General features: G+C 48.6%; 13 protein-coding genes and 1 tRNA gene. 7 read left to right on the forward strand and 7 right to left on the reverse strand.

Translation table 11 applies throughout. The annotated features are described in order from the left end of the window. Window positions 1-264 precede the first annotated feature (264 nt). A complete protein-coding gene (locus tag ABDK92_01580) occupies window positions 265-666 on the forward strand; it encodes an FMN-binding protein (GenBank protein ID MEN3185313.1) in 402 nt (133 codons plus the stop codon). Here the strand turns inward: ABDK92_01580 and ABDK92_01585 are convergent. Genes ABDK92_01585 through ABDK92_01595 form a run of 3 tightly spaced genes read right to left on the reverse strand, consistent with a single transcriptional unit; the run spans window position 659 to window position 2,299 of the window. Next, window positions 659-1,210: an isoprenylcysteine carboxylmethyltransferase family protein gene (locus ABDK92_01585; GenBank protein MEN3185314.1), complete on the reverse strand. Its 552-nt coding sequence runs from the start codon at window positions 1,208-1,210 to the stop codon at window positions 659-661. The two genes, ABDK92_01580 and ABDK92_01585, sit on opposite strands and share 8 nt — an antisense overlap. Before the next feature lie 22 nt (window positions 1,211-1,232). Beyond that, complete coding sequence (locus ABDK92_01590) at window positions 1,233-1,997, reverse strand: HEPN domain-containing protein (GenBank protein MEN3185315.1); 765 nt, start codon at window positions 1,995-1,997, stop codon at window positions 1,233-1,235. After that, window positions 1,994-2,299 carry an SHOCT domain-containing protein gene (locus ABDK92_01595; GenBank protein MEN3185316.1) on the reverse strand — a complete coding sequence of 102 codons (306 nt, stop codon included), beginning with the start codon at window positions 2,297-2,299 and terminating at the stop codon, window positions 1,994-1,996. Before ABDK92_01595 ends, ABDK92_01590 begins: the two co-directional genes overlap by 4 nt. A gap of 260 nt (window positions 2,300-2,559) precedes the next feature. Between ABDK92_01595 and ABDK92_01600 the strand changes: the two genes are divergently transcribed. After that, window positions 2,560-2,648 (forward strand) — tRNA-Ser (locus tag ABDK92_01600). Between the two features lie 9 nt (window positions 2,649-2,657). Here ABDK92_01600 and ABDK92_01605 read toward each other — a convergent pair. Both ABDK92_01605 and gndA read right to left on the reverse strand, forming a co-directional pair. Beyond that, the gene (locus ABDK92_01605) at window positions 2,658-3,929 is read right to left on the reverse strand and encodes a lactate racemase domain-containing protein (protein ID MEN3185317.1); all 1,272 of its coding nucleotides are present in this window, start codon (window positions 3,927-3,929) and stop codon (window positions 2,658-2,660) included. Further along, window positions 3,926-5,341: an NADP-dependent phosphogluconate dehydrogenase gene (gene gndA / locus ABDK92_01610; GenBank protein ID MEN3185318.1), complete on the reverse strand. Its 1,416-nt coding sequence runs from the start codon at window positions 5,339-5,341 to the stop codon at window positions 3,926-3,928. Before gndA ends, ABDK92_01605 begins: the two co-directional genes overlap by 4 nt. 305 nt (window positions 5,342-5,646) lie before the next feature. Between gndA and ABDK92_01615 the strand changes: the two genes are divergently transcribed. Genes ABDK92_01615 through ABDK92_01630 form a run of 4 tightly spaced genes read left to right on the forward strand, consistent with a single transcriptional unit; the run spans window position 5,647 to window position 9,975 of the window. Further along, a complete protein-coding gene (locus ABDK92_01615; GenBank protein MEN3185319.1) occupies window positions 5,647-7,134 on the forward strand; it encodes a tagaturonate epimerase family protein in 1,488 nt (495 codons plus the stop codon). A 5-nt stretch (window positions 7,135-7,139) separates the two neighbouring features. Continuing rightward, window positions 7,140-7,679, forward strand: a complete 540-nt coding sequence (locus ABDK92_01620; GenBank protein MEN3185320.1) for an ECF transporter S component — start codon at window positions 7,140-7,142, stop codon at window positions 7,677-7,679. Beyond that, the gene (locus ABDK92_01625) at window positions 7,669-8,496 is read left to right on the forward strand and encodes an SDR family oxidoreductase (protein ID MEN3185321.1); all 828 of its coding nucleotides are present in this window, start codon (window positions 7,669-7,671) and stop codon (window positions 8,494-8,496) included. Before ABDK92_01620 ends, ABDK92_01625 begins: the two co-directional genes overlap by 11 nt. Before the next feature lie 3 nt (window positions 8,497-8,499). Then, window positions 8,500-9,975 carry a gluconokinase gene (locus tag ABDK92_01630; protein ID MEN3185322.1) on the forward strand — a complete coding sequence of 492 codons (1,476 nt, stop codon included), beginning with the start codon at window positions 8,500-8,502 and terminating at the stop codon, window positions 9,973-9,975. A 327-nt stretch (window positions 9,976-10,302) separates the two neighbouring features. Here the strand turns inward: ABDK92_01630 and ABDK92_01635 are convergent, their stop codons facing one another. Next, window positions 10,303-11,541 carry a 2,4-dienoyl-CoA reductase gene (locus ABDK92_01635; protein MEN3185323.1) on the reverse strand — a complete coding sequence of 413 codons (1,239 nt, stop codon included), beginning with the start codon at window positions 11,539-11,541 and terminating at the stop codon, window positions 10,303-10,305. A 71-nt stretch (window positions 11,542-11,612) separates the two neighbouring features. Further along, window positions 11,613-12,482, reverse strand: a complete 870-nt coding sequence (locus ABDK92_01640; GenBank protein ID MEN3185324.1) for a LuxR C-terminal-related transcriptional regulator — start codon at window positions 12,480-12,482, stop codon at window positions 11,613-11,615. 400 nt (window positions 12,483-12,882) lie between these two features. Between ABDK92_01640 and ABDK92_01645 the strand changes: the two genes are divergently transcribed. Beyond that, a complete protein-coding gene (locus ABDK92_01645) occupies window positions 12,883-13,320 on the forward strand; it encodes a nucleotidyltransferase domain-containing protein (protein ID MEN3185325.1) in 438 nt (145 codons plus the stop codon). Window positions 13,321-13,417 lie beyond the last annotated feature (97 nt).

Consider the following 13,417-nt stretch of genomic DNA (forward strand, 5'->3'; position numbering starts at 1 on the left):
CGTTCCGTTTTAGCACGATGCCAGGGCAAATTTTGTCCTAAAAATCGGGCTATAATTCCAGCAAAAATAGCAACAAACAGAATAATGGACACGATTTTCACCACATTGGCCAGTTCTCCCACCGTGACTTCCTCCTTTGCTTGAACCCTCTACAAAGAATAGCAAAAAATCAGGGTGCTTGCTTTGTTGAGGAAGAATTCTTTTTATAATTAGCATATTCCTCTGTAACTTGGTGATTGTCTCCAAAAAGTGTATAATGAAACCATGAAGAAATTTTGGAAAATCCTCCTTCTGGTGGTATTGATTCTGGCAGCCCTTTTTGGCATCTTCTGGGGATACCTCACCTATGGACTGTACGAGACAGAGCGCTTGACCCTTAGTATGGTCGACCTTTCCGCCATCGAGGATGGAACGTATCGGGGAAAATATGAAAAAGGTCGTTTCACCTGTGAGGTGGAAGTGAAGGTCGAGGACCATACCATCGTGGATGTAAAGCTGGTTTCTTCCTCCCGAATTTCCATTCCGGCCGTTTACCAGGAACTCATCCTGCGCCTTAAAAACGTGAATGCCTTGCCGGTTGATACCGTGGGTGGTGCCACCGTATCGAGCAAAGCCTTTCTCAAAGCGGTGGAAAACGCCCTGAAGCGTGAGGAACTTCTTAAATAAAACGTCTGGTCTTACTCATGTACTCCCGATATTCCTCGCCAAAGCACTCTAATAGCTTTCGTTCTTCCAGGGACGCTCGGTAAAGGAAACCCAGAAAGGGCAAAAAGAAGATGAAAAGTGAGGAAGGGAAATGCCAGAACACCAGTGCCGCTCCCCCAAAGGCGAGGAATTCCCCGGTGTAACTGGGATGGCGGATAAGACGGTAAACCCCTTTGCGTACCAGTTTGTGGTTTTCTGCTATGGCGATATCTGGAGTAAAGTACTTTCCCAGAGTAAGGATGGCAATGAGTCGCAAACTGACCCCTGCAATCATGAGTCCAATCCCGAGTTGTTGAACGGGGTTGAAGGCAGTCCGAATCTGCCAGGTCAAACGGAAATCTCGGGGCAGGATGGCCAGAATCACCCCGCTTCCGATGCATACCATCACCACGAATTTGCTCCGGCGGTCCACAATCTGGTGAAGGTTTTGGTTTTTACCCAGCAGTACCCAAAGGTCTAATGTCATCCAGGAAAGAACTATAATCCAGAAGAGCGTTTTCACCATCTTTTCTGTGTCTCTTTCCAGATTATTTTTCGCGTAATGAGTCCCAGGAGGTCCCGGCAAAGTTCCATTGCTTCTTCGGCTTCCTTTGGGTCGGTATAGAAACGGGAGGGTACACCCCCAGGAAGGCCGTTGGGGTATCGTGTTGGTTGAGTTTCTCGGTCTGGGTGAGAGAGGCAAAATCGGTGTCGATTTCCTGCACCATCTGGAGGAGTTCATCGATGGAACGGGTAAAAAATACCTGTCGGTCGGCAACGCGCAGATACAAATACGCCTTGAGTACCTTTTCGGCTGCCTGTTGGAAATGGAAAAGGGCTAGATAAAAGCGTCCGCTCTGGCGAAGAAATTCGGCATCGTTAAACTCATCCTGAGCCTGCAGGAACCATCGCAGGGCTTCTTCACGAGGTTTTTTCTCATAAACTATCCCTCCTGATTGAAAGATTTCCTGCAAAAACGAGCTCTCTGGAAGCATTTTTTCAAAGTCATCCTGAGAGTAAATCACCATATCGGTGGCTATGCCCCGCTCAATATGCTGATAAATCTGATCTATCCATGCTTTGCTTGTTTGTGAGGATGGCATAATCACCAGAAGGTCAAGATCGCTCTGGAAATCAACGGTTCCGCAGGCAAACGAACCGAGAAGGACAACCTTTAGGGCGCCCCATTCTCGCAGTTGGGTAACAATCCGCTTCAGAGCATCCTGAAGTTTCTCTTCCCGGGCTCTCTTTTTGGCCACAATTTCTTCAAGTTTCATAGCAATAGTGTACCACGAAAAAAGCCTGGTGGTCATTCTGTCAGGTCTTTTTTCATCCGTTCGTACTCATCTCGGCTAATTTCTCCCCGGGCATAGCGCCTTTTCAGAATTTCTAAGGGGTCTTCCTGATGCGGTTCTCGGTGAAAATCCTGATTTTCCTTTATGGTATGCACCAGAAGGTACACCACGCCCACGATGAGGGCCAACCATACCCATCTCATCGTTGTTCTGGTAAAAGACCAAATGGAAAATCGTGTGCCGTAGTAAGTGCAAAGGGCAAAGACGTTTCGGGGAGTAAGGAGTAAGAGCAAAAACAAAACTAATACCACTTTTTTCATGATTAGAACCCCCTTTTTAAAGGGGAAAAACCACGCATCGGCTTTATATTCCCGATATACGGTGAAGTGACCCCCTGGAAGGCAATTAAAGTATTTGTCTATTTTTAATTGATTCCAGGGTTTTCTATGAAAAGGAATACAAAAAGACCGTACCGGCGTTCATCAAGCTTTATTTGCGAACGAAACTCTGATTTGTCTAAAGGGGCTTCATTCCGGGGTCCTTGACCCCCTCTCTTGCGGCAGGTATAATTTTTGTATTCGGAGGGGTGCCCGAATTGGCAAGGAACCGGTCTTGAAAACCGGCATGCTCAAACGAGCTGTGCGGGTTCGAGTCCCGCCCCCTCCGCCAGAGAGCAATTTACAGTTGATCGATATCCGGTACCGTCCCATCGGCTAAACGGTAGAGCATTTCCCCGGCCCGAGGAACGTAAAGGATGCCCTGGTCTTCTTTTCCGGTGTAGTCTTCGATGCGGATACCACGGTAGTCCATGTAACCCAGGTTAATGCGCTGACAGAGGTCTTGGGGGATGCTGGTGGCAAGAATGACCTCAATGCGGGGATATTCTTTTCCATCGTGGTATTTGCCGATTCCTTTGACGTGCGTGGAATGGGCCAGGACCCCCCAGGGGTAGTGTTTGTAGCGGTCCCAGTTAGTGAGGAAAAAGTCCCGCACGTGGTAGCCAATTTCCCGCAAGTATCTGCCGTGGGTTACCGAAATTTCCCGGATATGAGGAGCGTAGAGAATGATTTTTCCTCCGTTGGTTACCACCGGTTCGAGTTTGTACATTCCCTTTCCTCCTACCCAGAGTTCGTTATAGATCTCTGGAATCACCGAGAGTACCGTGTGGAATGGATGGTTTTTCCAGATGATGTTGACCTGGGACGATAAATCCGCAGCTTTCGACCAGGCTTCTTCAGGGTCGCCAAGGAAGAGTCCACAGGGGTCTTTCCCGGTGACCACAACGGCTAGTTTCATGCTTGGACGGGGCATGAAGCGAGCCGCCCGGCGGAGGATTTCCCGCACCGGGGTTTCCTTGTGACCGATGATTTTGGGATTGGTGATGAGGGCTGCCAGCCAGTGAAACTGGTCAATGATTTCTGCACCAGAAATACCGGGGAAGAAATATTTGTACCCTCCGGAAAATCCCACCACTTCGTGAGGGAAAACCGGTCCCACGATCAGGAGTTCGTCATAATCGAGGATACGGCGGTTCACGGTGACGGGGATGGATTCTTTGAGTAACCCTTTCGAAATGGCTTCTACCTCTTCTTTGGAGATGGTACCAATGTGGAGGAGTTCTTGGGGGTCATTGTAAACATGGTTGAACACCTCGGTTCCCAGAGTGCGAGCTTCCCCGTAGGTGACTCCCAGATGGTTTTTCAATTCTTCGTCGGTCATGGGTGGGTGGGTGCCGAGGGCGATGAGGAAATGGAGGGTTTTTGACGGGGGAAGAAGGTCTTCCATGAGCACCGTAAAAATGGTTTTCATGGGAAAGGTCCGGGTGGCATCGGGGATGATGGCCAAAATCCGCTTTCCCTTGGTGTCGTATCGGGCAATTGCCTCTTTCAGAAAATCCCGGAATTGGTCCGGAGTTAAGGTACAGAGAGAAGATTTTTCATAGAGAATCATTCTACTTCACCCTCCCATGTGGTGTGAAACGTTCCCGGTCGGTCGATGCGTTTGTAGGTATGAGCTCCAAAAAAGTCCCGCTGGGCCTGGAGAAGGTTCGCTGGCAACACGGCGCTGGTCCAGGAGTCGATATAGGCCAAAGCGGCTGATAAAACCGGTACCGGAAGGGAACGCTCCAGCGCGATTTTCACGATTTGACGAGCCTGTTTAGCACTTTCTTTGACCCTTTGAATGAACCCACTGGCTGTAAAAAGAAGTAATGGGTTCTCAGCTAAGGCTTTCTGAATGGCGGTAAGCATCCGCGCCCGGAGAATACACCCGCCTTTCCAGATTCTGGCGATATCCACAGGATTGAGGTGGTACTTCCACTCTTCCGAAGCCACCTGCAAAAGATGGAATCCTTCACTGAAGGCTACCACCATAGAAAGAAAAAGGGTTTGTCTGAGGGCTTCTCTGGTGTCCGCATCACAATGAAGCCTGGCGTCATTTTGACAACCCCAGATTTGGGAAAGGGACACTCTTTTTTCTTTAAAGGAGGAGAGATTGCGGGCAATTACTGACTGGTTGATGACTGGAGTTGGTACTCCTAAATCAAAAGCGATCTGGGAGGCCCATTTTCCAGTTCCTTTCTGTTCGGCAGCATCGAGGATGATTTCCACCAGGGGTTTTTTGGTTGCCGGGTCTTCCACCCCGAGGATTTTTCCAGTGATTTCCACCAGGTACGAGGCTACATCACTTTGGTTCCATTCTTCGAAGATGGACTGGATGGCATGGCTTTCAAGACCATAGATTTTACGCAGGATGTCATAAACTTCGGCGATGGCCTGCATCATGGCGTACTCAATGCCGTTGTGGACCATTTTCACAAAATGTCCGCTGCCGCCTGGTCCGAGGTAGGTACAGCAGGGTCCATCTTCTACTTGGGCGGCGGCCTTTTCCAGGATTTCCCGCACCAGTTCATACCCTTCTTTGTTTCCCCCGGGCATGATAGACGGTCCATGTAGTGCACCGTGCTCTCCACCACTGATCCCGGTCCCCAAAAAGAGGAGGCTTCGTTTTTCGGCTTCCTGGAGCCGCCTTTCGGTATCCTGAAAAAACGAGTTTCCTCCGTCGATGACTAAATCCCCCGGTTCAAGGAGGGGAAAAAGGGTTTCTAAGAATTCATCCACGGCCTTTCCAGCCTTCACCATAAGCATAACCCGACGGGGTTTCCGGAGCGCTGAGACGAACGCTTCCAGGCTGTAGGTCGGCACAATCGGTTCCCCGTGGAGTCGGGTGTTTACAAATTCCTGAGTGCGTTCCTGTGTCCGGTTAAAAACGGCTACCTGAAATCCCTTACGGGCGATATTGAGGGCCAGGTTCTGCCCCATCACCGCCATGCCAATGATACCAATATCACACAGTGCTTTCATGAGCATTCCTCCTCAAGAGTGATTATACCTCTTGGGAAAACCGGGGAAAATAGGTGGTGATTCTGTTTCGCTGTCTCCTTAAAATTTGGTTTTGACCCGATTTCTACCGAGGTAAACCCCCGGTACCCAGTATCCTAAAAAGCCTTAAAAAGTGTAAAATCATTATGATTAGTGAATTAAAGATAGTTTGTCTCAGAGGACGAGAGGTTTGCGTGCGTTGACTCTGTGGGAAGGATATTATTTCGGTACTATGTGGGTGTTAAAAAGCGTAAAATAGGGAAGGATTTGGAATAGGAGGAATCAAGGTGATACAGGAGAAAATTCAAAAAATCGTGCAGAATCGTGAAGCATTTGGAAAATCCTTCCGGGTGTATGAAAAAGCGTACCAGATTGCCGATTTTAGGTGTACCTTTTTCCCAGCGAAAAACCACATTGGGTTCTACCTTGTGGTTTGGTCAAAGGTATCGAACCTTCCTTTCGAAAATCCCTGTTTTTCCCAACTTGATGAAGAAGGTGTCTGCACGGTTTATCCCTTCGATTTGGTTAATTATCGGGCGCTAACCCAGTTTTTTCCATCTCTTCGTCCGGTCACATTTAACCACCGTCCTTCTTTTGGTTGTGGTGACCGGTTGGGGATGGTTTCGGCAGCCCACCTTAAAGCGCTGGCAGAATTTCCGGTTTTTCCAGTCATTGCCCAGCAGTCACCGAGGGAATTGGAGAGGACACAACGGACTTTTCAGGATGTCCTTCTGGGAGCGGTCTGGGGAATTTTGGAAAGTGGATACCAGGGTCCTTTTGGAGCTGATGCCGACCATGTAAAAGAGGAAAAATACCTCCTGGAAGCTCGAAACCTGGGTTTTTCCATGTATACCCTGGATGTGAGTGAAAACGTGGCTTATTCGGCACTCACTTGGCCAGAACACGAACTTAGCCGACGGTATGAGACACTTACGACAGAGGAACGGGAAATTTTCAAATATTATGAAGGGAAAAGCCTGAGACTTTCGGAGTCGGTTCGGGTTAATTTCGAAGGGACGAAGCTCCTGCCGCTTGTTTTGGCCTACCTTCCGGCGATTGAAAGGGTGGAATATCTGTACCATCTCTTGAAAGAAGAGCTATCTTCCTTTGATTTGGAGATCTCCTTAGATGAGGGAGGGATACTTACTTCAAAAGAAGCACACTTTTTTGTGGCTGAAGAACTGCATCGTCGAGGGATTGACTTCCGGAGTTTAGCTCTTCGTTTTCCTGGTGCCTTTGAGAAGGGGATTGATTATCTGGGTGATCTTCAGGAATTTGCCCAAGCCCTGCGACAACACATGGTAGTGGTGCGAAACATTGGTGGGTATCGTCTGAGTTTACACTCTGGGAGTGATAAATTCAGCGTATACCCGGTGTTCTTCCGGGAAACCGGTGGGATTTTTCATCTTAAAACTTCGGGGACCAGCTGGTTAGAAGCCCTGATGGTGGTTGCGGAAAAGAATCCGGGACTGTTCCATCGGGTTTACCGCATTGCCTATGAAACCTTTGAAGAAAATTGTCGAGCCTATCAGCTTTCGGTTAAAAAAGAAACGATTCCAGAGGACTTACGGAACGTGCCAGAAAAGGATTTTCCTCTTCTTCTTCGCGATACCGCAATCCGGCAGTTCTTTCACGTGGCTTACGGGTCAATCCTGGGACGAGTCGGACCAGAAATTCGCCAATTCCTCTTTGCGGAAGAAGCTCAACATTATGCGCGAGTATGTGAAAATATAAAAAGACACCTTGCGGTTCTATTTGGAAGAGAAAAGGGGTGAATACAATGCTCACAAGCGAACGGGTTCATCGGAGTGCAGTGGTGCTTACGCGCATTGGTGTGCTTCTGGCAGTGGGAATTGTACTTCCGGTGGTTTTTCATGGTTTGGGGATTCCGGGACCGATGTTTTTGCCCATGCATTTTCCGGCTTTGTTGGCCGGATTTCTTCTTCCTTCGGGGAGTGCTTTTGTGGTGGGACTGGTATTACCTTTGGTGAATTTCCTTATTTCTGGAATGCCGCCGTTCCCCGTATTTATTCCCATGATGGTGGAATTAGGAAGCTATGGGGCTCTGGGAGCATTTTTTACCCGTCGGCTGCGGTTTTCGACCATTGTCGCCCTCATCTTGAGCCTTATTCTGGGACGGGTTGTTTTTCTCCTTGCCCAGTTTGGGATTTTGGGGCTCCTTTTTGGGCGGAAGGTATCGGTGGTGATGACGTTGCAGAGTCTTTTTGTGACTGCACTTCCGGGAATTATCATTCAGCTTTTTTTAATTCCCATCCTAGTGAAACGGATTTCTCCAAAGGAGGGTACCAATGAATCTTGACCTTGAGTCGATGTTTTCGGTTCGGGGTAAAGTGTTTCTCTTTACCGGTGGCGGAGGAATCCTCGCTTCTACCATTGCTCGGGCTTTGGGGAAGGAAGGAGCAAAAGTGGTGCTCACGGATATTGTCCCGCTCGATGCGCTTCTAGAAGAATTCCGCCAGGAGGCAATCGTGGTTGAGGGATATAGAATGGACGTTCTGCAAAAAGAACACGTGGAGGAAGTGGTACACAAAGTGTTCGAAAAATTTGGACGCATTGATGCCCTCTTCAATGCGGCTGGGGGAAACATGAAAGAGGCTACTACTTCCTCGGAGGTTTCTTTTTTTGATTTGCCTGTTGAAGCCCTGCAAAAAGTGGTCAATCTCAACCTTTTCGGAGGGGCAATCATTCCTTCCCAGGTGGTGGCTCGATATATGATCAGGCAAGAGGAGGGTGGAAGCATCATCAACTTTTCTTCCATGGCTGCCCTTCGACCGCTCACGAGGGTAGTGGGGTATGCGGCCGCTAAAGCTGCGGTGAGCAATTTTACCCAGTGGCTGGCAGTGTACATTGCTCGGGAGTTCACTCCCAAGGTTCGGGTGAATGCCCTGGCACCGGGATTTTTTGTCACCAAACAGAACTATGCTCTGCTGTACCAAAAGGATGGTCGTTTAACTCCTCGGGGAGAAGCTGTGCTTGCCCATACTCCTTGTGGGAGATTCGGGGTTCCGGAGGATCTTTTGAGTACGGTCCTGTGGCTCCTATCTCCAGCGTCAAGTTTTGTTACTGGAGTGGTGGTTCCGGTTGATGGAGGGTTCAGTGCCTTTTCCGGGGTGTAGCTGATGAAAAAAAACCTTTTTCTGGCGATTGATATCGGTACTTCTTCGTGCAAAGTCTGCGTTTTTCACCGGGAAGGCGAGATGCTCTTTTCCACCAAAAGAGATTACAAGACCCATTCTCCCCATCCGGGGTTTGCCGAGCAGAACCCGGAAGAGATTTATCATTGTATTAAAGAGGCGGTAAAGGATGTAACGACTTCTTTTCGTACTTCTTCTTTTGTAGCCCTCGCCCTTGATACCATGCTCCATAGTTTTCTTCTCGTTGATGGGCACATGCGACCCCTTTATCCTCTTCTCAATTGGATGGATACTCGTAGCGCTGGGGAGGTGGAAGCGATGCAAAATGAGTATCATGATTTTCAGTTCTACCAAAAGACCGCTACACCCCTTCATACCATTTTTCATCCTCCCCGAATCGCCTGGTTTCAAAAAAAACGGTTTGCACTGTGGGAACGTACGACCAAAATTCTTTCCATCAAAGACTGGGTTCTGGGCCGATTGACCGGGGTATATTCTTGCGATTTGTCCACCGCTTCCGCCACAGGTCTTGTCGATGTGAGAAAACAGTGCTGGTCGGAGGATCTCCTATCCTGGTTATGTCTTCCACCGGAGAAATTACCAGAATTGTCTCCACCCGAAAGGGTTGAAACCTTGAAAGAGGGTGACTTTACCCGTGATACCGGTTTACCGTCTGGCATTCCGGTTGTCTTTGGGGGTGGTGATGGTCCTTTCGCCAATTTGGGAGAAGGGGCTTTCCGGGCAAAAGAAATGGTGGTTACGGTGGGCTCTTCCGGGGCAGTGCGCATGTGTGAGCAGAATCCGGTCTTTGACCCCCAGGGACGCAGCTGGTGTTATTACCTTGCGGATGGTATCTGGGTAGGGGGTGGAGCCATCAACAACGGAGGGATTGTCTATTCCTGGGTGCGAGACCTTTTGGGCGAAAAACTGGATTTTTCCCTTGACATTTACCGGGAAAGGCCGCTTTTTCTTCCCTTTTTGACTGGCGAACGCAGTCCCCACTGGAATCCCTATGCTCGGGGAATCCTCTTTGGGCTTTCCTATTTTCATACCCCTCAAGCACTCATTCAGTCGGCTCTGGAAGGGGTGGCCTTCCGGGTGCGTTCCATTTATGACCTGCTTTCTCAAGTCATGGGTATGCCGCATCGAGTGATCCTCAACGGGGGTTTTGCCACCACCGATCACGGAAAAAGAGTCCTCTGCGATGTCCTGGGAGTCCCGGTGGAAGTGAGCCTCTACCCTTCGGCGTCTGCCAAAGGGGCTTTTCTCCTTTCTCTCAAAGCCCTCGGTGAAGTGGAACACCTTACAGACCTTCCGTCTTCCTTGTTTCCGGAAAACCCCCACCTCGAGCCAATTGAAGAACACAAAACATTTTACGCAAGACTCTATCAACTCTATGAAAAGGTGTATACTCAGAACGCCACACTCTTTAAGGAATTTGTAAAGTTGGGACTGGCGTAAAAGCATTCCGGCTGGAGTGCGCGTCACACAGAAATGATAGGTCAAAGCCTGGATTATCGTGCCGGATTTTTCCAGTTTGATATTCGGGTATTGTCACTCTTGTCTTTATATCCGCAAAGTATTCGGGATGACGATGCTTTCCATGAACTGGCCTGCTATGCAGATAGACCTTGACATGCTTGAAACGTGTGTATTTTTTTCAAAAAATCAGGAGTGGACGAGTTCACCAACGTCCACTCCTGATTTTCGCTGAGGCGGTTTGGAGAGGTTTCAGGATACACTCCTTCGTTTTTTACGTGAGATTTTTGCCAGTGTGGTCCACTATGCTTATGTATGTTTGAATTTCAACACTCCAAATTTTGCTCGGGTTTCCTGCAGAATTTGGGCGTACTCTTTTTCGTAGACCACACACCCGGCATTTTGCTGACGGATGAGGAGTTCCATGCAGGTATCGCAGAGGGTGCACCAGTTAATTTCGTCGAATTTTCCTTCCCTTAGTTTCTTGGGAAGGTACGGGTCGGCAAAAGATTGCCGTCCAATAGCCACCATGTCAGTGACGCCTTCGCTGATATTTTTATCACCCCAGTAAAGAAGAGAGCTCTTTTCTCGTTCCACCCCTAAGAAGTTGTTTTTTCCGTCGCGAAAAATGGAGTAGGCTGAACCCATGGTGACTACTTCTGGATAAAGCATCTTTCGGGCTTCCTTCTGGAAAAGATGGTGGAGATACGCATAGTCGGGAATCCGTTTATCAGGATGAGCTAAAGCGATGGTGAGTGACGGGTTTCCAGCGGAGACCAGGATAAAGTTTGCCCCACGTTCTTTAAGACCATGCAAAAGGTCCAGAGGTTCGGTAAGGTCCATGATGGCTGTATCTGGTCCAGCACAGCCCTGTCCTCCGGGAATACCTTCCCACATGGTCACTTTGGAGCCGACCAGAAAATCGGGGTCAGGGATTTCCTTACGGATTCGTTCATACAGGTCAAAAGCAAATTGGCGACGCTTTTCCCATGGACCACCATACTTCCAGGGACGGTCATTGTAGGGGCGGAGGACCTGGGTGCCAAAGTATCCATGGCAGAGCTTAAGGTCCACACCATCGGCCCCGGCATTATAGGCAATTTTTGCACCTAACACGAACTGGTCCATAATTTTGTCCACGTCTTCCTCGCTTAAGAGATCTCCTCCCATACCGGGAAGCGGTTTTACGCAGACTCTCCGGGAAAAATCAGGACTGCTGAGTTCTCCGGCATGGGTCAACTGCCAGATAAAGATGGGTTTGGGATTGACGCTTTTCATTTCCTGGGTGAATTTTTGCAACGCTTTCTCGTTGTGGGGCATGACGCTTAACTGGTTTAGACGCGCCCGACTTTCGTAGCTCACGGTGATAGCCTCAAGAAAGATGACCCCGGCATCACCTTCAAAAAGCCGGCGGTACCTCCGATAGGTCTTGGGACTGGGGTTGCCTTCTTCATCAGAATCGCAGCATTCCATGGCATTGATCACGAAGCGATTAGTGGCCACTTTCTTACCAATGGTAATCGGAGTGAAAAGCAAATTTTGGTCCATCCGTTTGCCTCCTTTCGGTTTACGCTCTTCCCTCATTATCCTCTTCGTTCTTTTTCTTGAGAACCACTGCATTACCCCTGAAAATCACCAGGGAAACCACTGGAGGCAAGATAGGTCAAAAGGTAAGACTGGAGATTCACCTTGATTTTTCGGATGCCCAATTTTTCTCGAATCTGGCCGCGGTGGAACTCAACCGCCTTAAGCGATAGAGACAATTCTTCGGCGATCTCCTTGGTGCTTTTCCCCTGGGCAATGAGAAGAGCGATCTGGAACTCTCGCGGGGTGAGGTAAGTGAGGAGAGAGAAGTAGCGATTTTTCCTCCAGGTGATCTCATTTTGTATCGGGGAAAAGAAGGATTCCATTATCTTGAGAGGTTCTTTCTGAGGTTGATTGGGAAGGATTTCTTGGAGGAACTGGAGCGGTGATTTGAGGGTATGTCTGCAAGTGATGTTTATACGGGTTTTTTGCCAGTCTTCATAAATTTGCCGGGCCTTTCCAACAATGGTTCTTAAGGCTTCGACTTCCTGTTCCAGAGCTGCAAGAACAAGCTGGTAGAATCTGGTTTCGGTAATATCCTGGACGTATTCCATAACCCCCACTATGTTTCTGTCTCCATCAAAAATGGGGAAAGCCAGAAGTTTCTGCCATCCCTGCACTGTGCCATCTTTTCCGTGGTAGGGCACGATACCACTTTGAGCTTTTCCACGGGAAAGCGTGGTTCGAGTAGGACACCAGGGACAGGGGTTTTTGCGATTATGGTATACGCGGTAACACTTTTCTTTTGGGGTAAAAACAGTGTGGGCGTACCACGATCGCATGGTACGGTTAGCGTTAATCACAGAGAGGCTTGTATCAAGCACGCTCACGCCGTCTGGGAGTTCGTCCCAGGCCTCGATCTCGGGATAGTTCTTGAAGCACCAGTCCCCAATCTGTTTTTCCATGACGCATTCAGTATAGCAGAAGTCACACAAAATCGGAAATCTTTGGAAAGGTAAAAGGAATAGGAGAGCGATCTCGGCAAGGATTTTTCCTGGTCACGGCATCCTTTTCCGGGAACGATTTGTATAAGTAATCCTTAGTGCATGCCAGCGGGATGATAACGTGGTCAGTGATCGTGTGGGTCATGGCCCCGGATAGGAGAAGTTCATAAAAACACGATGCCCAAAGCTGGTTTTCGAGAAGGTGCGATATTTGTTTCTTTGTGGTGTGGGATAAAATTATAGATGGAGACTTTAAGGAGGTTACAGGTATACAACCAACCTTGACCATGGAATTTCAGTTCCGTGTCTTGGAGCGAAAATGAGAGCAAAAAAACAGAGCGCAGAATCCCTCAGGCGGAATATGCTAGAAAAACTAAAGAAGGCGTTGGAGACGATTGCGGCAGAGATCCAGTTTGATGAGGCCTATGTTTTTGGTTCCATCACCAAACCGGGGCGCTTCGGAAACGAATCGGATATCGATGTGGAATTTTCCGGGCTTCGGCATGAGGATTTCTTCCGGATGATGTCGTTCCTTTCCATGGAACTCGGCTGGGAAGTCACCATTATCCAGCTTGAAGGCCGCAGGCTGGCAGAAAAGGTCAAAACGGAGGGAATACGGTGGGAGAAAAAGATTTGTCATCCTGAAATCGGAACTCGTTTCCCAGTGGAACTAAATTTTGAAAATTTACGGTCGAATTGCAGAAAGGCAAAGAAAAAAAAGGTATTTGTGGCCTGGAGAGCCTTGCTTATCAACTTCATAATCTTTACTGTGCTTATGAAGACCTTTTCAAAATTGTAGCCGGTTTTTTTGAAAACACGATCGATGAACAAAAAAGTATCATACAGAACTACTCAAGAGAATGGCGCTTTCCATCGAAGGGATTCGACCGGCTCTG

Source organism: Atribacterota bacterium, from assembly GCA_039638595.1.
Lineage (GTDB): Bacteria > Atribacterota > Atribacteria > Atribacterales > Caldatribacteriaceae > Profundicultor > Profundicultor thermophilus.

What these genes read in the sequence shown, in the direction of transcription:
- ABDK92_01580 (MEN3185313.1), top strand. Translation starts at nt 265, where the DNA reads ATGAAGAAATTTTGGAAAATCCTCCTTCTGGTGGTATTGATTCTGGCA.
- ABDK92_01585 (MEN3185314.1), bottom strand. Translation starts at nt 1,210, where the DNA reads ATGGTGAAAACGCTCTTCTGGATTATAGTTCTTTCCTGGATGACATTA.
- ABDK92_01590 (MEN3185315.1), bottom strand. Translation starts at nt 1,997, where the DNA reads ATGACCACCAGGCTTTTTTCGTGGTACACTATTGCTATGAAACTTGAA.
- ABDK92_01595 (MEN3185316.1), bottom strand. Translation starts at nt 2,299, where the DNA reads ATGAAAAAAGTGGTATTAGTTTTGTTTTTGCTCTTACTCCTTACTCCC.
- ABDK92_01605 (MEN3185317.1), bottom strand. Translation starts at nt 3,929, where the DNA reads ATGATTCTCTATGAAAAATCTTCTCTCTGTACCTTAACTCCGGACCAA.
- gndA (MEN3185318.1), bottom strand. Translation starts at nt 5,341, where the DNA reads ATGAAAGCACTGTGTGATATTGGTATCATTGGCATGGCGGTGATGGGG.
- ABDK92_01620 (MEN3185320.1), top strand. Translation starts at nt 7,140, where the DNA reads ATGCTCACAAGCGAACGGGTTCATCGGAGTGCAGTGGTGCTTACGCGC.
- ABDK92_01625 (MEN3185321.1), top strand. Translation starts at nt 7,669, where the DNA reads ATGAATCTTGACCTTGAGTCGATGTTTTCGGTTCGGGGTAAAGTGTTT.
- ABDK92_01630 (MEN3185322.1), top strand. Translation starts at nt 8,500, where the DNA reads ATGAAAAAAAACCTTTTTCTGGCGATTGATATCGGTACTTCTTCGTGC.
- ABDK92_01635 (MEN3185323.1), bottom strand. Translation starts at nt 11,541, where the DNA reads ATGGACCAAAATTTGCTTTTCACTCCGATTACCATTGGTAAGAAAGTG.
- ABDK92_01640 (MEN3185324.1), bottom strand. Translation starts at nt 12,482, where the DNA reads ATGGAAAAACAGATTGGGGACTGGTGCTTCAAGAACTATCCCGAGATC.
- ABDK92_01645 (MEN3185325.1), top strand. Translation starts at nt 12,883, where the DNA reads ATGCTAGAAAAACTAAAGAAGGCGTTGGAGACGATTGCGGCAGAGATC.